Raw genomic sequence first — 22544 nt, forward strand, 5'->3', positions numbered from 1 at the left:
ATAAGTTTGTTATATAAGGACTATAAGATAACTTACAAATTCATTTTATGAAAAAATTAATTATTTTCATACCTTCTATTGAAGACGGTGGTGTCGAAAAAAACCTTTTTTTAATTAGCAATTATTTATCAAAAAAGATAAATGATATAGCTATTATTACAGCAAATTTTGATTACAAAAAAAACTTTAATAAAAAAATAAAATTTTTAGGTTTAGACTTTAAATTTTTGCGTAAAAAGAATCGAATTTTTAAGTATATTTTTTGTTTAATCCAATTAATATTTCAAATAATCAAAGAAAATAGAAAAGTTACAATCCTATCTTTTCAAGCAAATATCTATGCAATAATTTTAGCTAAAATTTTTAAAATTAAAATTATATCACGATCTAACTCATCTCCATCTGGTTGGTCACAAAATACTTTAAAAAAAAAAATATTTAAAATTTTTTTAAAAAAGGCAGACTTAACAATAGTAAATTCTTTAGAATTTAAACAAGAAATGTTTGATAGATTTGCAGTTAAAGCTAAGTGTATTTACAATCCATTTGATAAAAAATATATAAAAAATAAAATTATTGGTTCTAAGAAAAACATTTTTCAAACAAAAAAAAATATACTTAAAATTTTATCTGTTGGAAGATTAACTCAGCAAAAAGATTTTATGACAGTTTTGAGAGCTATAAATCATATTAAAAATGAAATTAATTTAAAACTGATTTTAATTGGCAAGGGATCTGAAAAATATAAATTAAAAAATTTTATTAATAATAACCAACTAAATAATAAAATATTTTTAGTTGGATATAAAAAAAATCCATATAAATATTTTAAAGATACAGATATTTTTGTTCTTACTTCTAAATTTGAAGGTCTACCTAATGTTTTATTAGAAGCACAATTTTTCAAAAAATTTATTATTTCTTCAAATTGCCCAACAGGACCAAAAGAAATTTTATTAAATGGAAAAGCTGGTGAACTATTTGATGTCGGAAATTATAAAAAATTATCTAAAATTATTTTAAATTATAATAAAAAAAAAAATAACAAAAAAATTTTACTCGGTTTTAAATCTCTTAATCGTTTCAATTATGATAAAAGTATGAAAGAATATTATTATTCAATAATTAAATTTTTATGATAAAGAAAATAATAAAAAAACTAGTTTATAAAAATAGATCCAATATTCACAGAGATTTAAAACTTAATCTAATGTCAAATGAAAGTAGAGATTTAAATTATAATATTAAATGTTTTGGAAATCTAAATACTAATAAAATTTTTTATGTAATACAAAGATTTAGAGGTGGTGGAATGTTTTCAAATATAAACTACATTCTACACCATTTATATTTGTGCGAAAATTTTGGTTGTATTCCTGTAATTGACTTTGAAAATTATCCAACAAAATATAATGAACCTGATAAAATTAATTCTTCATTAAATATGTGGGATTATTACTTTGATCCCATTAATCAATATAAACTTGATGAAATTTATAAAAGCAAATTTGTCATAATTACTTCTAATAAAACAAATAAAATTAAAGAGTTTGACACTTTCGAGAATCTTACAGCTAAACATTATGATTTATTTATTAAATATTTTAAAATCAAGAAGAATATTTTGGATGATATAAAAAATTTTGAGGAAAAATATTTTTTAAATAAAAAAGTTCTTGGAGTACATTTTAGAGGAACTGATATGAAAACGCAGGAAAGGCACCCATTCCCTCCTACATTTAATCAAATTGTGAGTTTAGTAGACAAAAAAATGAAAGAAGATAAATATAATTTAATATATTTAGTTACTGAAGATATTAATTATTACAAGAGACTAAAAAAAAAATATAATAATATTTTGTGTTCATATTCAAGTTACAGATCAGACAATTATGACATTTTTAACAATTATGAAAGAGCTAACCATAGATACATGATAGGTAGAGAGAATTTAATTGATATGTACCTATTGTCAAAAACAAGTGGAATAGTGTGTTCTGAGTCACATGTTCCAGATGCTGCAAAATTTGTAAATTACCATAATCTAAATTTTAAATTGTTCAAAATTGATAATGGTTTTAATTCTGAAAATATTATTTATGCAAAATTTTTATGGTATATTAAAAAAATTCTTCCTGAATTTCTAGGTGGTTTTAAGAACTTTTAACAAATAAAACATCTGTGTGATTTGAATTCATTTCAGTGATCTGTTTAAACTCTAAATTTGTTAAAAAGTTTTTAACATCAGCCCACTTTGAACCATTTTGATATATTTGATCATTACTTACCTCAATATATATTGATTTACAACAACTTAGAGATTTTTTAGCACCTTTTAAAAAAAATAATTCAGAACCTTGTACATCAATTACCCAGTGATTATAATTTTCAATTTCTAAATTTTTTTCTTTAACCAAATTGTCAAAAGTATTTGACTCGATATTGATTGATTTTATCATTTTAAGATTTTTCTCTGGCCAAATAGAATTCTTACCCTCGCTAAGCTTTCCAAAGTTGAAAATTGAAGATGATGCAAAATCATTATTAGATAGATTAAATTTTACATTTGTTTTTTTCTCATCTAGAAGTAAGGTTTTATATGCTTTTTGGTATTTGTATTTATAAATATTATCTTCAAGATCTTTAAAAATATATGGATTTGCCTCAAACCATAATACTTTTTTCCCAAACCATTCATAAACAGGCGCCTCTTCTCCTCTATGTGCTCCAACATGAATAATTCCTTTACAGTTTATTAAAGCAGTTATTAGTTCTAAGTTTGGTTTTTCTAAATTATAGAAACTATTTTTTCTTATTTTCTCTAATCGCCATCCAAATTTACGAATTAAGTTTTTTGTAAAATTTTTAATTTTTTTTTTCAATTTTTTATTTTTTTAGATTAATAAATAAATCATCTTCACTATAAAGTAATTTTCCTTTTCCAAAATGAATATTTAACATCAACCTATGTTTATTTAAAGGTGGAACTCCTTTATGTAATCCATAACTATCCGTAAAAAAACTTGTACCAGCAGCCCCCTTAAAATACTTAATATTATTGTATTCAGACAAAACTTTATCATCGCTATAAAGCCGACATAGCCTATGTTGTTTTTTTTTATATTTATGAGAAAAGGGTACAAATACATGTGGACCTGCAAATTCATCAACATCTGATAGATAAATATAAAATTTAAAAAATTTAACAAAATCATTATCCCAGTGGAAATATTGTGCATTAGAATATTTTTCTTCTTCAGATGTTTTAATCGGATTTGATATAAAGTAAGTAGCATTTATTGAAATACAATTAGTATTCAAATATGACTTTGCAATTTCTATAAGAGATTTTGACGTAATAATACTTTTTAAAATATTTTCATCTTTTAAGTTAATTGTACCTGTTAGACGACTGATTTTTGATGATTCTAATCTTTGCACATATTCTTTCTCACTTTCATTATCCATTTTTTTTAGATTTACTTTATTTTTACTAATTTTTTTAAAATCAAAGTTTTGACTATCAAAAACAAGTTTTTTTAATTCCTCAACATAATTTTTTTTTAACTTAAGTGAGTTGGCATGACCCAAGTTATCAATTTCGTTAGAAATTTTTTCTACATTGATTTCTGAGTCTTCAAAATAAATTTCTTTAGATATATAATTGCTTGATTTAATTTTTTGAAACTTTCTTATTGAACTGAAACTAAAAAAGAACCTTATAATAAACATTTTAAATATAACTAAAAAATTATTATGTTTAATTAGATTAAAATGCTTGACTATTTTAAACGTATCTCTTACTGCATCTAATAAAAGTTTTAGTATGAAAACAATATATTTCATATTTATTAAACAATTTAATCATTATGTTTTCAAATACTACAAAAAAACAAATGGATAGTTTTAACACTCCAATTGTGCTTATAGTTTTTAACAGAACTAAATATCTTGATAAAATTTTTGAAGTATTAAAAAAACTTAAACCTAAAACATTATATATAGCTGCTGATGGACCAAGAGGGGAAATAGAGAAAGATTTAGAAAACTGTAATTTAGTAAGAAATTTAATTTTTGAAAAAATTGATTGGGACTGCAAAATTCATAAAAAATTTAGAAAAAAAAATATTGGTTTAAAGATAAATATAAATGAAGCAATTGATTGGTGTTTCGAACAAGAGAATGAATGTGTAATTTTAGAAGATGATTGTTTACCAGATATATCTTTTTTTGAATTTTGTAAATTCACTCTTAATAAATATCGTCAAAATAAAAAAATTAAGATGATTTCAGGAAATTATTATTTTGAAAATATTTTAAGTCAAAATAGTTACTATTTTAGTAATTGTCCAGGCACACATGGATGGGCTATCTGGAAAGATAGATGGCAAGAAAATGATAAAAAAATGAAAAGCTGGAAAGGTTTAAAAGAATTTTTTTGGCTAATTTATTTTTTTAACTTTAATATTTCTGTTGCACATTATTTTTATCAAAAATTTAAGCTATCTTACTTAGAGGAAATTAAATCATGGGATTACCAATTACTTTTCAGTATTTGGAAAAATAATGGTTTAATTATTAGGCCTTATAAAAATTTATGTAAACATATTGGTTGGGGACCAGATTCTACTCATGGTAAAGGTGACGATACATTCCCTGAATTAAAAAATTCACTAATGAAATTTCCAATCAAATCACCAGATAAAATTAAAATAAATATTAAGCTAGATCATTTAGAGCATAAACATATTAGAAAAATTTATTTTTTTAGATATCTTGTAAAATTAATTAAATTAAATTTTTTAAAAATTTTTAAATAATTTTTAAATAATTTTATAAATTTTTTTTTTGTAAAACCACTCAATTAAATTCGTTATATTTTTTTCATGATTGATGTCTATCTTTCTTAATTTAAGATAATTTAATATTTTTTTATTTGAACCGTGTGTTTTATAAACATCAGCAGGATTTATTGCTGCATTTTTTTTTTTGATTTTCCCAGCTTTTTTTTCCATTAATTTAATAATATCTAAAATATATATTGGTTTTCCAGAACATATATTAAATACTTGGCTTCCATTTATTTTTTTTCTCATTAATCGATTCAAAATAATATTTACGTTATTAATGTAAGTAAAATCTCTATAATGATTTCCTTTATTATTTAAATGTATGCTCTTATTTTTTTTTTGAGATTGAAGTATTTTTAACAACAACATATCCGGTCTTCCCCATTTTCCATAAATTGTAAAAAATCTAAGACCAACAGATGAAATTTTAAAATTTTTGAAAAAATATTTAGCAATAAATTCGTTTATTTTTTTAGTATTTCCATATACATTTTTAGGATTTAAATTAGCATTTTCTTTTATTGGAAAATTATATACTTCACCATAAACAGAGCTAGATGATGCATAAAAGAATTTTCTTATTTTGTTGTCTCTAACTGCCTGAATAATATTTAAAAACCCAAAAATATTTACTTTTACATATTTAAGTGGATTTACTAAACAATATCTGACACCTGCCTGAGCTGCAAAATGAAAAATTTGGTTGAACTTATTAAATTTTATATATTTTTGTAATTTTTTTTTATTTGTTATATCAATTTTTTTAAATGAAAAATTTTTATAATTATTAAGTACATTAAGTCTTTTTTTTTTCAATTTTACTGAATAATAGTCATCTAAATTATCTATTCCATAAACTTTAAATTTATTTTTTTTTTTAAGCAAATATTCTGCAAAACTGAATCCAATAAATCCCGCAACACCTGTAATTAAAATTTTCATATTAATCAAAATTATTTTTTACTAAATTATCTACTATTTTGTCTATTGAAACACTTGGTATTTTATTGAAAGTTCTTTTCAATAATTTTGGATTTGCATAAGTTTCTTTTGATTCGCCTAATCTAATTAAACTTTTATCTTTTTTAATATATTTTTTATAATCATAATTATATCTTTTAAAAAACTTATCTATGATTAATCTTAAACTTCTTTTCTTTCCAGTACCAATTACATAATTCTTTGCTGTTTTTGTTTGCATAATTAAATATATAAATTTTACAAACTCAGGTGCCCAACCCCAATCTCTTTTAATATCAATGTTACCAACAAATAATTTTTTTTTAGTATTTATATTTTTTTTATTTATATAATTTATAATTTTTCCAAATATAAATTGCTTATTTCTAAGTAAAGAATTGTGATTTGATATAAAAGAATTTGATACCCATAATTTCAAGTTATTTTTATAATTTTCGCCAATATAATAATTTATTACTTTTGATAAAGCATAAGGGCTAGACGGATCAAACTTTGAATTTTCACTTATGGATTTTTTTTGATCTCCAAAACAATCAGTAGATATTGGATTAAAAACTTTTATTTTTTTATCTATTTTATTCACCGCATCTAAAATATTTATTAATCCTGTTACATTAGACTCGATTGTTAAATTTTCCTTTTTGAAAGACTCACTTACAGACGAAACACCTGAAAAATAATATATTTCATCACATTTAATTTTTCTTATTATAGTTTCGATTTTCTTTTTTTGAAAATGATTTACAACAAATATTTTAACTTTAGTTTTATTTATACTTAACTTCTTAAAATTTTTAATGTATTTGTTTTTTGATCTTGTGGTTCCGTATACAATATACTTTTTTTGAATTAAAAGTTTGGTTAAATAGCTACCATCCTGCCCTGAAACTCCGAATATTAATGCTTTTTTTCTCATTTATTAAAATTTTTTAAAGTTCTTTAAATATTTGAGAATAAAAATAATTAATACAATGAATTTATTTTGCTTATTATCTAAACGTATTTTTATAGTCTCAAAAAAATGATCCAAAAAACTTACTGTGCTTGAAAACCCACCTCTTCTAAAAATCCCAAATATTTCATTTTTCTTTGCTGAAACTCCTTTCATTTTAAGATGGACAATCATACGATAAAAATAATCATAATCCGCTGAATATTTGTATTTTAAATTATATAATCCTATTTTTTTTGCTGAATTTTTTTTTATAAAAAAACCTGTTGAATGACTTGAGTAAAAACCCCAACTAAATTTTAATTTCCAGGGTTTGTAACCATGTACTAATCCCCAATGTTTTCTTACTGGACCAAAGATAAAATCAATTTCTTTATTATTTTTAAAATATTCAATTACTGTTTTAAAAACATTTTGATCGTAAAGTCTGTCATCAGAATTTATAAATACTATGTAGTCTCCTCTACATAATTTTAAACCCTTGTTAAAAGCATCATATATTCCATCATCCGTCTCAGAAATCCAATAATCAATTAAATGATTTTTACTTCCAATTATATCTAAAGTTTTATCTTTGGATCCTCCATCTATTATAATGTGTTCAAAATTTTTATAATTCTGATTATGAATACTTTCAAAATTTTCTTCTAAGTACTTATCCCCATTAAGAACAACTGTAATTACTGAAATTAAAGGTTTTTGATCAGAACTATTTTTTAATGCTCCTTTTAATCTAATACCACCGTGTAAAAATTTTTTATCATCACGTTTAATAAAATTATTGTATGATTTAAATTGACTATTATCTTCCACTTATCTTTTTTATTTCAGTATTTAGTATTTTTTTTATATTAAGTATATCTTTTCTTTTTAATAACCAATTAGATGGCAAAACAATTATTTTATTAAATATTTTTTTTGATGAACCATTTAAATAAAGTTTTGATTTAAAAAACTTGAAATCAGATAATGGCCAAAAACCAGATCTCACTTCAACTCCTCTTTTTTGAAGATTTTCACCTAATTTAAATATTTTTTTTTTATCTAACTTTTTTAAATAAATTCCATTCAACCAATATACTGATTTATTACCTTTAACTTCATTTTGAATAAGTTTGTATTTCTCATTTTCTACAAATATTTCTCTATATAATTCTCCTACTTTTATTTTTTTTGGAAGTATCTCTTTTTTAAATCTCTCAATCTGACCTCTTCCAACTGCACCAAGCAAATGTGGCAATAAATAATTAAATCCATGTTCACTAATAAAATACTTTTTCCAATATTTATCTTTCTTAGTTCTTTCCTTTGCTCCTCTAGAACAATATAATAAGATTTTCTGAAATATTTTTTTATTATTTGTACATATTAATCCACCTTCTCCTACTCCTATCATTTTTTCAGATCTGGTTGAAAATACACTTACATCTCCAAAGGAACCAATTTTTTTACCATTTATTGAAGCTCCCAGTGCTTCACTTCCATCTTCTAAAACTAAAATTTTTTTACTTTTGCAAAAATTTATAATTTCTTTTGTATTCTTAGCTGGATGACCATACACATGTACAATTTGAACAATTTTTGGTTTGGTTTGACTAATTGCTTTTTTAAGTAGTTTTAAATCTAAGCCTAATGTTTCCAACTCAACATCAACTAAAACAGGCAATGAATTACATTGTTTAATAGATGATAAATTTGATATGCAACTATAATTTGGTGAGATAATTTTTGAATTTTTATCAGCCCCCATACCAAGTAAAGCTGCATGCAATGCAGCTGTACCACTTTGTACCGCAACACAATATTTAACTCCTATAAACTTACTAACTTTCTTTTCTAGTAATTGAGTATGCTTTCCTGAGCTAGAAAGCCATCCCTTATCGAATGAGTCGTTTAAATATTTTTTTTCTAATTTAGATAGATTTGGTAAATTTAAGTGATACATAAATTTTCAACTAAAATCATTACAAGACCAATTTGTCAAGAAATTAAATTGTTTAGATTTTTAAAGTAACTTTTGATATAAATTTTTTGTTTGATCTGCACATTTATTCCAAGAAAATAATTCAATTCTTTTTTTTCCTTTAACTAAAAATTCCTCACTAATTTTTTTTTGAAATAAAAGAATTTCAATATTTTGAGTCCATTCATCAATATTTAAAGGATCATCTATGTAAATCACGCTATCACCATATATCTCTTTCAAAGACTCAACATTTGATATCAGTACTGGACAACCATTTTGAATTGCCTCCATTGGTGGAAGTCCAAATCCCTCATAAAGTGTTGGGTAAACTAGTAAATTTGCATTTTTGTAAAACTCATTTAAATTAGCATCGTCTCCTGATACCTGCTTAACTTTATTGATAACGTTTAGTTTAGAAAATAAATTTTTTTCATATGAATTAAAATTTCCTCCACCAAAGCATAAAAAATCAAAATTATTATTTATTTTTTTTGATTTTGAGTAAGCTTTAATTACACTTATAAAATTTTTATGTTTTGATCTGTTTCCTACATAAAGTATATAAGGATTTTGATTTTTAGATTTATTTAAATTTAAATTTTTATCTAAATTACTATCTATACCAAGATAGATGGTATGTATCTTGTTTTCATTAATATTGTAAATATCTATCAAATCTTTTTTTGTATTTTCAGATATTGAGATGATAGCATCAACATGATCAAAAATTTTTTTTCTATAATTAAAATATGGTTTCTTGAATCCATATTTTTTATAAAATTTTTCGTGTGTTAGATCATAAACTGTTAAAATTGATTTACAACTTTTTGAGATTTGAGGTCCATAATAAGTATAGTGAATAATATCTGGTTTAAAAAATAAATTATTTTTTTTTAAATTAAAATTGTTAAATCTACTAAATATTTTTTCACATAACGGTGGATATTTTTTTAAAAAATATGATTTAGAATGAAAATTTTTTAAATATTCATTTTTATGAATACCATGGGAAATTAAAAAATTAACTTCATCTTTTTTACTAAAAGAGTTAAATAATTTAATAAAGTATTTCGATATACCACCATAAGATTGGTTAAAAAAAATTGAATTATCATATAAAATTTTCATTCGTGAGTGACTAGTCTAATGTAAAATTTTTGTCAGAATGTTTTAATAATTCTTTTTTATGTGTAATATGAATTACTGTCATTTTTTCATTCTTCAAAGATTTAATTATCTCTAACTCTGTGTCAGAGTCTAAGGCATTAGTAGACTCATCTAAAATAATGATTTTAGGATTAGTATAAATTGCTCTAGCAATACCAATTCTTTGTTTTTGTCCCCCAGATATTTTAAAACCTTTTTCACCAACATCTGTCTCAAGTTTATTTGGTAGATTTTCTACAAAATTTTTTAATCCAGCAATAGTTATAGATTTAATTATTCGATTTTTATCTATCTCTTCAGAGAAACATCCAAATGCTATATTTGCCATTAAAGTATCGTCAATTAAATTAATGTCTTGAGGAGCATGTCCTATAATGTTGTAAAATTTTCCCAAATTTTTATGAATATTTTGATTATCTATAAGAATTTCGCCACTTATTGGCTTCAACAAACCCAAAATAAGATTTATTAAAGTACTTTTTCCAACACCACTAGGTCCTCTAATAATTACATATTCACCTTTTTTTATTTCTAAATTAAAATTATCAAAAATTTTCTTCTCACTTTCTTGGTATTTGAATACTAAATTCTTAATATTTATCTTTTGATTAAAAATGAAATTAAAATCTTGATTATTTATGTTTTTAAACTCTTTTGAATGAAATCTCTCAATTTCTGACTCTAAAAAATCTATCATTGGCCTCGAAAATTTTAATCTTTGAATTGCACCAATTAACCTATTTGCTGATGGCATTAACCTAAAGCCTGACAATGCATACAAAGCTAGAATAGGTAAAAAATCCGATGGATCTTGATTACTCATAACCTTAATTAAAATAAAAATACAAATAAAAGATATACCAGCAACTTCCAAAAAAAGTCGCGGTAAAGCCATTACCCCATCAAACTTATAAGAAATTTTCGCAATATCTTTTAATATTTGAAAATAGCTATTTACAAAGTGATTTTCTTTATTAAATAACTTAATCTCTTTGAATAGTGTAAGTCCTCTCTTAGCTTGATTTAACTTTTTAACTAAATTTTCATGAATAATACTCCCCCAAAATGAAATTTTCTTTTGGTGATAAAGATAAACTAAACCTCCAATTAAACCCATGCTAATTACAAATAAAATACTAGTTATTGGAGATGCTATAAACATAATTATAAATAAACCCAAAACTATAAACAATTCTGTAATGAAACTTATCAAATATTTAATAAATGTTCCAAAAAATGCATTAACATTATCAATTATATTTCTTAAATAATAACTTGTATTTTTTTTTTGAAATTCTTGATATTCAAACTTTAAATATATTTTATATAAATTACTTGAAAAATTCGCATTTGCAAAATTAAGAAATTTACTTTGAATAATCGTGAATATTAACAATAATAAATTTTTTAGTGTGTAGATAAAAAAAATTATTGATATAAAAATTATTAAAATTGTATTTTCACTATAAACATTGAGAAAATTTTTCAAGATACTAATGTTTTTTAAATATTCAGTATCAAGTAAAATTTTCATTAAAGGAAATATCGCAGCAACGCTTAATGTTTCTAGCAAAATAATAAAAAAAGATAGAATTAATATTATAATTAAATTTCTTTTTACTTTTTTATCTAAAAATTTAAAAATTATCCTCATTATTTAATCAATTTTTTTTTTAGAAAATTATTAATTAATTTTACAACTTTAATTTGATTTGATTTATTTAAAGCAACAAATATTGGGATACTTATAGTAGATCTTTTATAATTTTTTGCCCCTCTAAAAACAGTATTTGGAACTTTAAAAATTCTAAATTGATTTATAGGCGTATAATGATATTGAACCTTTAGTCCTTTTTTAAACAAGTGATTCATTAATAATTCTTTTTTTGTATTAAATTTTGTAAAATCAATATTAATTAAAAAAAGATGCCATGATGATTTAATTTTTAATTTATCAAATTGTGGTAACTCAATATATTTTTTTAATTTAATTTTGCGAAATAACTTAAAATAATTATTAGCTAAGTCTGATCTTTTTTTTAAAAAAAAATTTACTTTCTTAATTTGAGAAACTCCTAAAGCACAATTAAGCTCACTTAATCTAAAATTTAGACTACTTTTTATAAGATCATATTGCCAATGAGCTTTTTTATAATTTGAGTCGAAACCATGGTTTCTTAAATTTTTAGCCATTTGAAAGATCTTATAATTATTTGTAGTTAAGCACCCCCCTTCACCAGTTGTAATAGTTTTTAGAGGGTGAAATGAGAAAGTAGCAATATCACTATGTTTACACGATCCAATTTTATGTAAAGAGTTAATTTTATATTGAGATCCAAATGCATGACAAGCATCTTCTATAAGAGTAAATTTATATTTATTTTTAAGTTTATAAAATTCTGAAATGTTATAAGGATGTCCTGCCATGTACATGGTTAGTACGACACTAATTTTTTTTAGTTTGTTATCTTTAATACAATTTTTTAGAGTCTCGGGTGTCATCTGTCCCGTTTTCTCATGCACATCAGCAAAATATATTTTACAACCTAGTAAATTAGCAATGTTTGCTGAGGCAACAAAATTTATTATCGGCATTATGATAATATCATTTTTTTTTAAATTTAATGACTTCATTGCTAAAAAAATTGCTGATGTTCCACTTGAACATGCGATGACATATTTACATTTAAAATAATTCTTTATTTTATTTTCAAAAAGATTTAGATATTTCCCACTAGTTAGATATTTTTCACTTAAAGGTTTTGTTATTTTTTTTAAATCTTCTTTGTCTACAAAATGATTTCCATAATTAATCATTTTTGCTATCAACATATTCGTTAATTAAGTTTTTCAAATTTTTTATAGATATATACTTTTCTTGATTTGAGCCATATTTAAACTGTTTAATAATTTTTTTATAACCGGCAAATTTTTTATAATATTTTTTTGCACTATCTTTATTATTTTCAGATAAAATTAAATATTTATCTTTTAATACTATTGCATTTCTAGATTCATTATACGAAATCATTTCTTCGTGAATTTTTTCACCAGATCTTATTCCAATAATTTTTGATTTTGCTTTAGGATTTATTGCTTTAACTAAATCAGTAATTTTATAACTAGGAATTTTTGGTACCACTATTTCACCACCGTAACTATAATTTAAAGACCAAATAACTAAGTTATATGCATCTTTCAAACTAATGTTAAATCTTGTCATCGATTTATCTGTTATTGGAAAATAATTATTGGATTTTAACTCTAAAAACTTAGGTATTACTGATCCTCTACTAGCAAAAACATTTCCATATCTAATTACTGTAAACTTAATTTGTCTATTACCTTTAATATTATTGGCTGAAGTTACCAATTTATCTGCACATAATTTTGTAGCGCCATACAAATTTATAGGACTACTCGCCTTATCAGTAGATAAGGCAATTACTTTTTTTACATTATTATTTAATGCTGCAGTTACAACATTTTGCGTTCCTATCACATTAGTCTTTATGTACTCAAATGGGTTATATTCTGCCTTAGGGACATGTTTTAATGCAGCAGCATGAACTACATAATCAACATCTTTAAACGCGAAGTTTAATCTATCTAAATCCCTTATATCACCTAATAAAAATCTAAACTTTTTTTGTGAATTTTTAGGTATTTTCGCTTCTAGTTTAAATTGTTTAAACTCATCTCTACTAAAAACTATAATTTTTTTAAAACTTAATTTATTTTTTAAAATATTTTTTATGAAATCATTTCCAAATGAACCTGTACCACCAGTTATTAATATAGTTTTTCCACTAAACAATTTTATCTCCTATATTTACTTGATTAATTTTTTAAATCTTTGAGTTTTATATTTTAAATAATCTTTTAGACTTTTTTTTGACCTTTTTTTTGTGTAAAATGTCATAATATTTCCATAAAATGGTGGTGAAACTTGTTTTTTATTAAATAATTTTTTTAAATTATTAAGATTAAAATGATAAGTTTCAAAATATGGATAATCAACATTAAAAACTTCAAATCCATAATCATCAAATAATCGATATAAGGAATTTTCAGAAAAAAAGGTTATGTGTGTTTTATCATGAAAAAAGCGATATTTTTTTTTGAATAATCTTGCACAACCACTATCAAAATTTGGAGTACCTAAAATAAATATTCCATTGTCTTTCAACAACTCTCTTGCATTAAGAATGAATTGATTTGGATTTTTTAAATGCTCAATAACGTGATAACTAAAAACTACATCAAATTTTCCAAGTTTTTTCATATCTGAAATTGTAATTTTTTTTTCTAAATCAATTTTATGTATTTTCGACCATTTTTTTGAGTCATGACTAGCTAAATCAGATAATTCTATACCGTGTTTTTCCCAATTTTTTCCAAAAGCAGATAAAAAAAAACCAAATCCACTACCTAAATCAATTATTCTACATTTGCGATTTTTAAATTTATTTTTAATAAAACTAATTTCGTTTTTAAGATCTATTAATTTTTTTTTTCTTTCAATTGAAAGATTTCTTAATTTACCATCTGGATCTTTAAAATTTTTAAAATCTTTCCAATAAAGATTGTTTTTAAAATTTCTTAACTTTTTATTAGTGCTAAATTTTTGTATAAAATAATTGTTATAATTAAGCTTAAAAAAGTTATTCATATTTTAATTTTTTTATAGAAATTTAAATCTGCTTTAGTATTTATTTCTCTTGAAATATTTTTTACCTGGTTCGACATAACTTTAAAACCACTTTCAATAAGTTTCAACCATTCATTATCTTCATTTAATTGTAAATTTGTATTTGGTATTTTATGAAAAGATTTTAAATAGTTTATTTTTAGACATACGGGGCCATGATGAGTATTGAATATTTGTGTTTTTTTATGACAATTAGGAATTGGTGATCTTGAAATATACATAACTTCGTTTTTTTTATTCACAACAATTTTAGCAATACTTTTGTTATAAAATATTTTCTCACTCTTTTCTTTCTTATGAACTGTTGCCCCACAATACTCTTTCAGTTTAAAAATTTTTTTATAAGTATTGAGAGTTTGTTTTATTGTATCTTTTCTAATATAGGAATTATCACAAGATATAATTAATGCTCCATCGTACTTTTTTCTTATTTTGCTATAACCTTTAGATACTCTATCTGTGCCATTGAAAAATTTTCCTTTCTGGATAATAATATTTTTAATCTTTTTGCCTAATCTTTTTTCAATAAATTCACTTTCTGTAAAAACATATGTATCCTCTGGCTTAAATACTTTAATTGCTCTTTCATAAGTTCTTAATAAAATTTCTTTATTATTTATTTTTAATAATGGTTTACCCGACAAACGTTTTGAATAATATCTTGCAGGAATTACAGCACAAATTTTCATAAAATTAAAACTTTTCTAAAACTTGGTAATATTTAATTCTTTATTAATTTTTTTATTTTCATTAAAAAATAAATTTATTTTTTTTTGTTTAATAGTATTGTTTTTAAATAGTATTTTATTTGTCATATCTAATAATTCTTTATAATTTTCAACATTTCTAACTAATTTATTTTTAGCATAAATAGTCTGCCATTTATGCAATTTTTTATTTTTAATAAGATCTAAATTGTCAATATCCCCCAACCAAAACTCAATTACATTTTTATTAACATATATTAAATCTAAAATACCTGATGTATAAAAACTAATGCAAATCTTTGCCTTTGCACCTAGATTAAATAAATGATCATTTGAAAAAAAATAATTTTCGAATTTATTTTTAATTGCTAGATCTGTAATTAGTTTTTTTTCTGTTCCGTTGGGATGGGTTTTAAAAACAATATTATAACTAGGAAAATTTTTTGCTAAATTAAAAATACTTCTCAACATATATTCAAAAGATTCAGTTGAAAAATATTTTTTATCATTTTTACCATCAAATGGTGGCCTGGTAACTACTAAAAAAAATTTTGAAGGTAACTTTTTGTCTTTAATAGAGCGAACTTTAGAGCTCCATTTTTTTTCATATTTTAGAATACCACAATTAATTATTTGCTTCTTTTTTAAAAAATTTTTTGAAAAAACATCGTATTTATATGGAAGTATAATCATATCTGAGATTAATTTTTCATATTTTATAAATTTTAAATTATACTTTGAATTATAATCCCATATATGTTGTGCTTCTGGAAATCTTACAATTTGAATATTATTACAAAAGTTTTTTAAAGATTGCGGCCAAAATGAATGATTGTTATATGTCAAGAAAATATATTTTATTTCATTAATTTTAATTTTTCTGGTCATTTTAATTTTAGAAATATTATGTATTTTTAAATTAATTTTTTCACTTATTTTTTTGAAATTAAATAAAGTTGTAAATTTTAAAATAATTTTTAAAATTAAGTCATTCCTTTTTTTTAATATTAAATAATCTTGATTAATATCTTTCCATAATAGAAATAGACTTTTATTTTTGGTCAAGCTTGAAAATATTTCATCATTATTGAAAATTGTTATAAAATTATATTTATTTTTAATTTTATATAATAAAGGTAAAATCCAATCTATTTCACCAATATGCTTATTTATAATTAAAATTATAATTTTTTTTTTCAATTTAATTTTCTAAAATAAAATTAATATTAATTGATTTTCGAATATAGTTTGGATTAATATTCACTGGCTCAACAGTATGCCATGATTTATCATTTCTTAAAAAACCACAACAATGATTTTTTTTAAATCTAGAAATATAAAAAATTTTATTTTTTTCTTTAAATTCTTTTTCATCTTTCTCTAGAATAAGATGTTTATTACTAAAATTTTTTAAATCAGACTCCCAAAAACTAGTCCCATAACTTTCTTGTTTATCCATATCTTCATCATTGAGTTTTTCGTCCGGAAAGTAAATTAGAAATGTACAAATTTCCTTAATAGAATCTACGTGTGGAACAATTTTTCCCATATTCTCAATATAAGAAAATTCACAATCTAATTTAATTTTTGAAAATAAATATTTATTAATTCTATTTATATTCTTGAAAGATGGAAATCTTAAATACTTAATTAACCTAAGTAAATTTCTTTTATTTGCAAATAATAATTTTGTATAAATTTCCCAATACAGTTTTTTTTGAATCTTCTCTGAATTGATGTGTTGTTTAAATTTTTCTAGTGTCTTATTATTTTTGGCTAATAAATCAAATTTTTTACTATTTATCTCTAAACTATATTTTCCATGATTTTTTTTATCAAAATTTTCTCTATCTAATTTTGGAAAAGCCTCATTTAAATCATCATAAAATTTTTCATTAAAAAACTTATTGCAATTATAAATGACTACATCTTTATTGTAAAAAAAATTTAATTTAAAATTTTCATCTAGCATCAATTACATGTTTTCTGCTTAAGACATAATCTTTTGAATTTATAAAATTGCTTAAACGTTTGATTATACTAGAATAATTTAATTTATGAACTCCATAAATACAATCAAAATAAAACTTATCTTTAAAAATTCCCATCCTTGATTTTTTTGAAAAAATATAATTTTCAAAATTTTCAAAAAGGTAATTTTTATTAAAATATTCAGTATCCATATAATAATAAATATACAAATCTTTTAGGCAAATATTTGCTCTTTTTTTACTAAAAAATTCTCTTTTTGCTTTTAATAGATTGTTAATTTTATTCTTAAAATCTTCAATATTTTTCGGAGTAAGTGCGAAACTAAAATTTCTGTAAGGATTGCTATTTGAAGCATTGATTGGAACAATATTATATAAATATGCCTCTTTCGCAATTGAACCATAAACTGTCAAGATAGCTTGTATATTCATTTGTCTTATTTTTTTTAAGTCATAATAGTCTGGTAAAATTTTAATATGTTTGTTTTTTTTTAATAATTGCTTAATAACTTTATCTGTTAAATCAAATTTGTTTGGATGAGCTTTAATATACCATTGGTAATTTGTATACTTACTAAGTTTAGTTAAAAAATCTAACCAAACAAAAAAATCAGGAAAAAAATTTCTACCATATACATGCGGGCTATCAAAAAATGAGTGTGCTGCGATCAATACTCCAGTTTTATTCGGATGAATTTTTTTTTCATTTTTACTTAGTTTTTTATTTTTTTTTCTAATATAAGAATATGTAAAGTTTTCTTTCATTCTTTTAATCAAAATTTTTTTACCAACTTTTAAAATATTTTTTTTTTCAATTGAGTTTTTTGTATTAAAAATTTTTTTGTAAAATTCTGTTTCTTGGAATAATGAAGTTGGAGAGACATATTTTTTGATTGGTATATATTTTAAATTATAAATTTTTTCTTCATTAAGAACATATGAATTAATTTTTTTTTTTTGTGCAATCCTCAAAGGTATTGCTAAAGAATAAACACCATGACTAGCAATTACAGCTTTGATTTTTTTTTTATTAAAATACTCAAGCCAATAAATAAAATTCTTAATAAATTCTGCAAAATATATTCTAAATTGTATTGATTTAATATCAATTGTAGGTAACAAATATTTTTTTAAATAACTATCATAAATTAAATCTCCAATTAAAATATTTCTGAACTTATATTTTTCTAGCTCTTTAAGATTTTGTATTTTACAAATTTCAATTGAAATTATTCTATTTATATTTTTACTCTCTTTTTTTTTAATTTTTAAAAATGAGTTAACTCCTATGGATTTATAAATATCAAATGTTTTTAAACCAAATTTTGATCCCAAGAACCATTTTAAATTTTCGAAGAAATTTCTTTTTTTGTAATTTAATAATTCAAAATTATCATAGCCTATGATTTTACATTTATACTTATCTACCAAAGCTTTTAACAAATATAATGATGCTACATGGAAAGGTTGCCATCCATTTAGTTCTACTAAAATTAAATTATTTTTATGAATAACTTTGTTTTTTTTTGTAATTGATTTAGCATAATCAATAAAATCATTCACATACCCTTTTTTGAAAATATTTTTCATTTTCTAAAATTATATATTATTTCAGCAAGCTTGAAATCATCATTATAATTTATATCAATACCTGAAAAAATATCTAATTCATGAAATGTTGTTTTTTTTAAAAAGTTTCCTTTACTACTAATATATTTTTTAGTTTTAAAAATATAAAAAGTTCCTGTATCATGGTAAATATCACTAAGATCTTGAGATCTAAATTTATAATATTTTTTAAAAATACTAGAGATAAAATTTTTGTTCTTTTTAAAACCTCTCCAAGGAGAATTGTTAAATTTTTTTATTGCAATTAGTTGATCAAAATTGCTTTTTTTTATTTTTAATAAAGCTTTTTTTAATTGTTTAGAATTAATTAATACTGCTGTTGGGTAAATACACATAAAGAACTTATCGTGTATATTAAGTTTATTAATTACATCTTTTAGAACATCAAAAGTTGACACTTTATCTCCTGCTAGTTTTTTTTCTCTCAAGAACGGAACTTCAGCACCAGCGTTTTTTGAAATCTTTGCAATTTCTTTGGAGTCAGTTGATACAATTACTTTACTAAATAATCCTGAATTAACAGCCATTTTTATTACATGTGATATCATGGGAGAACCTACAAATTTTTTTATATTTTTATTTTTTATTCTCTTACTTCCGCCTCTTGCAGGTATAATACAAACTGTCATATTTTTATTTTACTTAAAGAAATCCTCTCACCAGCCTCAATATTTTTTTTTGCTTTTTTATTAATTATTTTTTCCAAATATTTAGGGTGTAATCCAAAACTAGGTCTGATTGATTTTACATTTTTGTTTGTTATTACCTCGTTTTTTTTTATGTCTTGTATAGCATATAAAGATCTTTTCCCTCTTAAATTTTGTTTTACAGATGGCATTATTTTAAGATTATTAAGACCTAGAGATACTTTTGCATCATCTAATGATTTTTTTAATTTACTAATTTTACTAATCGGAAATGAAAAATGATGATCAATAGAATTTTTGTCACCATCAATTTTAAAATGTTTTTCTATAATTGTTGCCCCTAAAACTGTTGCTACTATTGGTGCTACTTCATTAACTGTATGATCGGAATAACCTATGGCACATTTATATTTTTTTCTAAGAGTTGGAATTGAATTTAAATTTAAATGATCTTGTGGAGCAGGATAAGCACTTGTACATTTAAGAATTGCTATCTTTTTATGTTTTTTTTTTATTTCATTAACTGCAAGATCTAAATCTGTAAAGCTTGCTAAGCCAGTAGAAATAATTACTGGTTTATTTTTAGAGCTAATAGCTTTTATTAATCCAAGATCTGTTATTTCTGGCGAAGCCAACTTATAAGCCTTACAATTTAATTCTTCTAAAAAATTTACTGCTGAAACATCAAAAGGAGATGCAAACCATGGATATTTATTTTTATCACAAATATTAGCTAATTTTTCTATCCAGTTCCAAGGAGTGTATGCTTTGGTGTATAATGAATATAAATTCTCAAACTTATCCCAATTTGATTTACTTTTTACAAGAAAATCTTTTCTTTTTGATTTATATGTTATTGTATCTGGTGTGTAGACTTGAAACTTAATTGCATCTGCATCTGAGTCTATAATTTTTTTAACATATTCAATTGATTTTTTCAAAGATCCTTGATGATTACCAGACATTTCAGCAATTAAGTAAACTTTTTTTGAATCTTTTTTAATCAAATTCGAAAAAAAATTCAAATTTTCATCTCCATAGTTAAATAATCATCTGAAAGATTAAATAATTTTTTCATTCTTTTTTCTTTAACTTTGTTCACAATTTTAAATCCATTCTTCAAATTAAGATATTTTACAAAAGTATTATTTTTTTTCATAAAAATAATCCACAAATATCCTTTGAAGTGTTTTTTAGCAGTGACTACTTTTAGTTCAATCGTTTTGTTGGCTAATTTAATATCTAAATTAGATGAATTTTTAATAAACCATCCACTGTACAAATATTTATTTTTATTAATTCTAAAACTTCTAAGCCAAAAAAATGATTTAATAGAACTACCCTTTTTTATTAAAAATTTTTTTATATTTTTATTTTTCCACCATTCAAGGTGTTCAAACCAGCTTATTTTTTTTGACGAAAATCTTGTTGCAAATCTATTAATTTTTCTATTTCTAGCATTTAAAAATAATCTTCGAAAAGAAGAGTCACATTTTTCTAAAGTATACAAATTTGAATTCTTGTTGTTATTTTCTTGATTTATTTTTTTATTATTTTGAAACTTGTTATAATTGGTTAGTATTAATTTTTCGACTCTTTTTAAACCGTTGCCATCTAAATATTTTTTTGAGAGTTTTATATTTCTTTTTAAATCAAGATAATTTTTAATAGTATACTCCCACAATTGTTTAATTAAAAAATTATTTTTTTTTTCATAAAAATTTAAATGCATTAAATGATTTAACTTAATCCAATCTGATAAATTATAATATCTATCTTTATAAATAGAAACTGTTACCGGTAAAGTTTTTGATAGAATTGTTTCAAATGTTGTAACACCTAAAGGCCCACATACTATTTCATAAGTAGATAACTGATTTGATAAATTTTTAGTATAATTAATTATATTTATTTTTTTATTTTTTATTTTATTTAAAATTTTTAATTTAAGAAAATTCTTTGATTTTTTATTTGTTGATAAAATATCAATTGAATAATTTTTATTTGTAAAAAAAATGATAGTTTCTTGCAAAAACTTCTCAAACAATTCATAATGACTTTGTCCACCTCCATGAATTAAAATTGTATTTTTTTTTACTTTTTTTAACTTAGGTTTTTGAACTAAATTAAATTTATGTCCATAATACCAAAGTTGCGAATTAAATTTATTTTTTCTTTTCTCAACATAATTGATTGATGAAAAAATTAAATGTGAACTATGCGGCTTATTAAAATCATCAAAACTTACAACAAAAATATTATTTTTTTTATAATTTATTTCATCTTGTTGAGAAATTAAATAAGAGTCTATAATAATTATAGATATTCTATTTTTTTTTAAAATTTTTATATTTTGTTTATGATTTAATATATTACTCCTTCTAATAAATTTAGCTTTATTATATATCTTTCTGGCATCTTCAATCTGTTTTTTAGTAAATATAAAAAAACATTTATTTTTTTTTGATAAACTTTTATATAAATTTAATTGTCTTGAAAAATGTCCATGTCCATAAATTTTTCCAAAATCACAGTAAAAAGCAATTTTATTCATTAAATTTTAAACCTAATAATTTTTTTATTTTATTAATAATAAATGCTGATAAATCAGTAGATGTAAATAAAAATCAAAATAATTAGTGACATACTTAAATATCTTAAATATATAATTTTATAGGTAAAAAGTGAGTAAAAATATTAAAAATAAATTAAAATATGAAAAAGTTTTTAAAAAAACTTTTGGTTTGAAAGACAAAGATTTAAAAAAAGATATAAAATACAATACAATAAAAGAATGGGACTCTGTAGGTCATATGAATATGATTGGTGAGCTAGAAAATTCATTTAATATATCAATGGAGATGGATGATATAATTGACTTTAGTTCCTATAAAAAGGGAATTAAATTACTCAAGAAATATAAAATTCTAATATAATTTATAA

22 protein-coding genes are annotated in these 22544 nt (G+C 22.2%); 4 read left to right on the forward strand and 18 right to left on the reverse strand.

Going from position 1 to position 22544, the window contains the following annotated elements; genetic code table 11:
• The first annotated feature begins 47 nt into the window (after positions 1-47).
• Together ACTT9L_RS04615 and ACTT9L_RS04620 are read left to right on the forward strand one after the other, a co-directional pair.
• On the forward strand, positions 48-1139 hold the full coding sequence (locus tag ACTT9L_RS04615; protein ID WP_440928155.1) for a glycosyltransferase: 1092 nt from the start codon (positions 48-50) through the stop codon (positions 1137-1139).
• Positions 1136-2167, forward strand: coding sequence for a hypothetical protein (locus ACTT9L_RS04620; RefSeq protein WP_440928156.1), 1032 nt, complete (start codon positions 1136-1138; stop codon positions 2165-2167). Before ACTT9L_RS04615 ends, ACTT9L_RS04620 begins: the two co-directional genes overlap by 4 nt.
• Here the strand turns inward: ACTT9L_RS04620 and ACTT9L_RS04625 are convergent.
• Both ACTT9L_RS04625 and ACTT9L_RS04630 read right to left on the reverse strand, forming a co-directional pair.
• The gene (locus tag ACTT9L_RS04625) at positions 2154-2882 is read right to left on the reverse strand and encodes an FkbM family methyltransferase (protein WP_440928157.1); all 729 of its coding nucleotides are present in this window, start codon (positions 2880-2882) and stop codon (positions 2154-2156) included. The two genes, ACTT9L_RS04620 and ACTT9L_RS04625, sit on opposite strands and share 14 nt — an antisense overlap.
• Before the next feature lie 4 nt (positions 2883-2886).
• On the reverse strand, positions 2887-3846 hold the full coding sequence (locus ACTT9L_RS04630) for a hypothetical protein (protein WP_440928158.1): 960 nt from the start codon (positions 3844-3846) through the stop codon (positions 2887-2889).
• A 23-nt stretch (positions 3847-3869) separates the two neighbouring features.
• Between ACTT9L_RS04630 and ACTT9L_RS04635 the strand changes: the two genes are divergently transcribed.
• Positions 3870-4820 (forward strand): nucleotide-diphospho-sugar transferase, encoded by a 951-nt coding sequence (locus tag ACTT9L_RS04635; RefSeq protein WP_440928159.1) that lies wholly within the window; start codon positions 3870-3872, stop codon positions 4818-4820.
• A gap of 3 nt (positions 4821-4823) precedes the next feature.
• On the opposite strand, the gene ACTT9L_RS04640 is transcribed toward ACTT9L_RS04635, so the two are convergent.
• The 16 genes from ACTT9L_RS04640 to ACTT9L_RS04715 are packed head-to-tail and all read right to left on the reverse strand — an operon-like array spanning position 4824 to position 22155.
• Positions 4824-5792, reverse strand: coding sequence for a GDP-mannose 4,6-dehydratase (locus ACTT9L_RS04640; protein ID WP_440928160.1), 969 nt, complete (start codon positions 5790-5792; stop codon positions 4824-4826).
• Position 5793: 1 nt separating this feature from the next.
• Positions 5794-6747: a GDP-mannose 4,6-dehydratase gene (locus ACTT9L_RS04645; protein ID WP_440928161.1), complete on the reverse strand. Its 954-nt coding sequence runs from the start codon at positions 6745-6747 to the stop codon at positions 5794-5796.
• A 3-nt stretch (positions 6748-6750) separates the two neighbouring features.
• Positions 6751-7596 (reverse strand): glycosyltransferase family 2 protein, encoded by an 846-nt coding sequence (locus ACTT9L_RS04650; RefSeq protein WP_440928162.1) that lies wholly within the window; start codon positions 7594-7596, stop codon positions 6751-6753.
• Positions 7586-8728, reverse strand: coding sequence for a DegT/DnrJ/EryC1/StrS family aminotransferase (locus ACTT9L_RS04655; RefSeq protein ID WP_440928163.1), 1143 nt, complete (start codon positions 8726-8728; stop codon positions 7586-7588). The genes ACTT9L_RS04650 and ACTT9L_RS04655 overlap by 11 nt, the downstream gene beginning before the upstream one ends.
• A gap of 60 nt (positions 8729-8788) precedes the next feature.
• Positions 8789-9877 carry a glycosyltransferase family 4 protein gene (locus ACTT9L_RS04660; RefSeq protein ID WP_440928164.1) on the reverse strand — a complete coding sequence of 363 codons (1089 nt, stop codon included), beginning with the start codon at positions 9875-9877 and terminating at the stop codon, positions 8789-8791.
• 10 nt (positions 9878-9887) lie between these two features.
• Complete coding sequence (locus ACTT9L_RS04665) at positions 9888-11570, reverse strand: ATP-binding cassette domain-containing protein (protein ID WP_440928165.1); 1683 nt, start codon at positions 11568-11570, stop codon at positions 9888-9890.
• Complete coding sequence (locus tag ACTT9L_RS04670) at positions 11570-12748, reverse strand: aminotransferase class I/II-fold pyridoxal phosphate-dependent enzyme (protein ID WP_440928166.1); 1179 nt, start codon at positions 12746-12748, stop codon at positions 11570-11572. The genes ACTT9L_RS04665 and ACTT9L_RS04670 overlap by 1 nt, the downstream gene beginning before the upstream one ends.
• Positions 12726-13733, reverse strand: coding sequence for a UDP-N-acetylglucosamine 4,6-dehydratase (inverting) (gene pseB, locus ACTT9L_RS04675; RefSeq protein WP_440928167.1), 1008 nt, complete (start codon positions 13731-13733; stop codon positions 12726-12728). The genes ACTT9L_RS04670 and pseB overlap by 23 nt, the downstream gene beginning before the upstream one ends.
• A 15-nt stretch (positions 13734-13748) precedes the next feature.
• Positions 13749-14588, reverse strand: a complete 840-nt coding sequence (locus tag ACTT9L_RS04680) for a class I SAM-dependent methyltransferase (RefSeq protein WP_440928168.1) — start codon at positions 14586-14588, stop codon at positions 13749-13751.
• Positions 14585-15316, reverse strand: coding sequence for a cytidylyltransferase domain-containing protein (locus ACTT9L_RS04685; RefSeq protein WP_440928169.1), 732 nt, complete (start codon positions 15314-15316; stop codon positions 14585-14587). The genes ACTT9L_RS04680 and ACTT9L_RS04685 overlap by 4 nt, the downstream gene beginning before the upstream one ends.
• 15 nt (positions 15317-15331) lie before the next feature.
• Positions 15332-16534 carry a hypothetical protein gene (locus ACTT9L_RS04690; RefSeq protein ID WP_440928170.1) on the reverse strand — a complete coding sequence of 401 codons (1203 nt, stop codon included), beginning with the start codon at positions 16532-16534 and terminating at the stop codon, positions 15332-15334.
• Position 16535: 1 nt separating this feature from the next.
• The gene (locus ACTT9L_RS04695; protein WP_440928171.1) at positions 16536-17306 is read right to left on the reverse strand and encodes a hypothetical protein; all 771 of its coding nucleotides are present in this window, start codon (positions 17304-17306) and stop codon (positions 16536-16538) included.
• Complete coding sequence (locus ACTT9L_RS04700; protein WP_440928172.1) at positions 17296-18915, reverse strand: hypothetical protein; 1620 nt, start codon at positions 18913-18915, stop codon at positions 17296-17298. The genes ACTT9L_RS04695 and ACTT9L_RS04700 overlap by 11 nt, the downstream gene beginning before the upstream one ends.
• Positions 18912-19583 carry a pseudaminic acid cytidylyltransferase gene (gene pseF, locus ACTT9L_RS04705; RefSeq protein WP_440928173.1) on the reverse strand — a complete coding sequence of 224 codons (672 nt, stop codon included), beginning with the start codon at positions 19581-19583 and terminating at the stop codon, positions 18912-18914. Before pseF ends, ACTT9L_RS04700 begins: the two co-directional genes overlap by 4 nt.
• Positions 19580-20608, reverse strand: coding sequence for a pseudaminic acid synthase (gene pseI / locus ACTT9L_RS04710; protein ID WP_440928174.1), 1029 nt, complete (start codon positions 20606-20608; stop codon positions 19580-19582). The genes pseF and pseI overlap by 4 nt, the downstream gene beginning before the upstream one ends.
• 14 nt (positions 20609-20622) lie before the next feature.
• A complete protein-coding gene (locus ACTT9L_RS04715) occupies positions 20623-22155 on the reverse strand; it encodes a hypothetical protein (protein ID WP_440928175.1) in 1533 nt (510 codons plus the stop codon).
• A gap of 130 nt (positions 22156-22285) precedes the next feature.
• Between ACTT9L_RS04715 and ACTT9L_RS04720 the strand changes: the two genes are divergently transcribed.
• Entirely contained in the window at positions 22286-22537 is a 252-nt protein-coding gene (locus ACTT9L_RS04720; protein ID WP_440928176.1) for an acyl carrier protein, read from the forward strand.
• The last annotated feature ends 7 nt before the right edge of the window (positions 22538-22544 follow it).

The organism is Candidatus Pelagibacter sp. (assembly GCF_052049675.1).
Lineage (GTDB): Bacteria > Pseudomonadota > Alphaproteobacteria > Pelagibacterales > Pelagibacteraceae > Pelagibacter.

Excerpts from the sequence above, each read along its gene's own strand:
- ACTT9L_RS04615 (WP_440928155.1), top strand. The coding sequence starts at position 48 with ATGAAAAAATTAATTATTTTCATACCTTCTATTGAAGACGGTGGTGTC.
- ACTT9L_RS04620 (WP_440928156.1), top strand. The coding sequence starts at position 1,136 with ATGATAAAGAAAATAATAAAAAAACTAGTTTATAAAAATAGATCCAAT.
- ACTT9L_RS04630 (WP_440928158.1), bottom strand. The coding sequence starts at position 3,846 with ATGAAATATATTGTTTTCATACTAAAACTTTTATTAGATGCAGTAAGA.
- ACTT9L_RS04635 (WP_440928159.1), top strand. The coding sequence starts at position 3,870 with ATGTTTTCAAATACTACAAAAAAACAAATGGATAGTTTTAACACTCCA.
- ACTT9L_RS04640 (WP_440928160.1), bottom strand. The coding sequence starts at position 5,792 with ATGAAAATTTTAATTACAGGTGTTGCGGGATTTATTGGATTCAGTTTT.
- ACTT9L_RS04645 (WP_440928161.1), bottom strand. The coding sequence starts at position 6,747 with ATGAGAAAAAAAGCATTAATATTCGGAGTTTCAGGGCAGGATGGTAGC.
- ACTT9L_RS04655 (WP_440928163.1), bottom strand. The coding sequence starts at position 8,728 with ATGTATCACTTAAATTTACCAAATCTATCTAAATTAGAAAAAAAATAT.
- ACTT9L_RS04660 (WP_440928164.1), bottom strand. The coding sequence starts at position 9,877 with ATGAAAATTTTATATGATAATTCAATTTTTTTTAACCAATCTTATGGT.
- ACTT9L_RS04665 (WP_440928165.1), bottom strand. The coding sequence starts at position 11,570 with ATGAGGATAATTTTTAAATTTTTAGATAAAAAAGTAAAAAGAAATTTA.
- ACTT9L_RS04670 (WP_440928166.1), bottom strand. The coding sequence starts at position 12,748 with ATGTTGATAGCAAAAATGATTAATTATGGAAATCATTTTGTAGACAAA.
- ACTT9L_RS04680 (WP_440928168.1), bottom strand. The coding sequence starts at position 14,588 with ATGAATAACTTTTTTAAGCTTAATTATAACAATTATTTTATACAAAAA.
- ACTT9L_RS04685 (WP_440928169.1), bottom strand. The coding sequence starts at position 15,316 with ATGAAAATTTGTGCTGTAATTCCTGCAAGATATTATTCAAAACGTTTG.
- ACTT9L_RS04695 (WP_440928171.1), bottom strand. The coding sequence starts at position 17,306 with ATGCTAGATGAAAATTTTAAATTAAATTTTTTTTACAATAAAGATGTA.
- ACTT9L_RS04700 (WP_440928172.1), bottom strand. The coding sequence starts at position 18,915 with ATGAAAAATATTTTCAAAAAAGGGTATGTGAATGATTTTATTGATTAT.
- pseF (WP_440928173.1), bottom strand. The coding sequence starts at position 19,583 with ATGACAGTTTGTATTATACCTGCAAGAGGCGGAAGTAAGAGAATAAAA.
- ACTT9L_RS04715 (WP_440928175.1), bottom strand. The coding sequence starts at position 22,155 with ATGAATAAAATTGCTTTTTACTGTGATTTTGGAAAAATTTATGGACAT.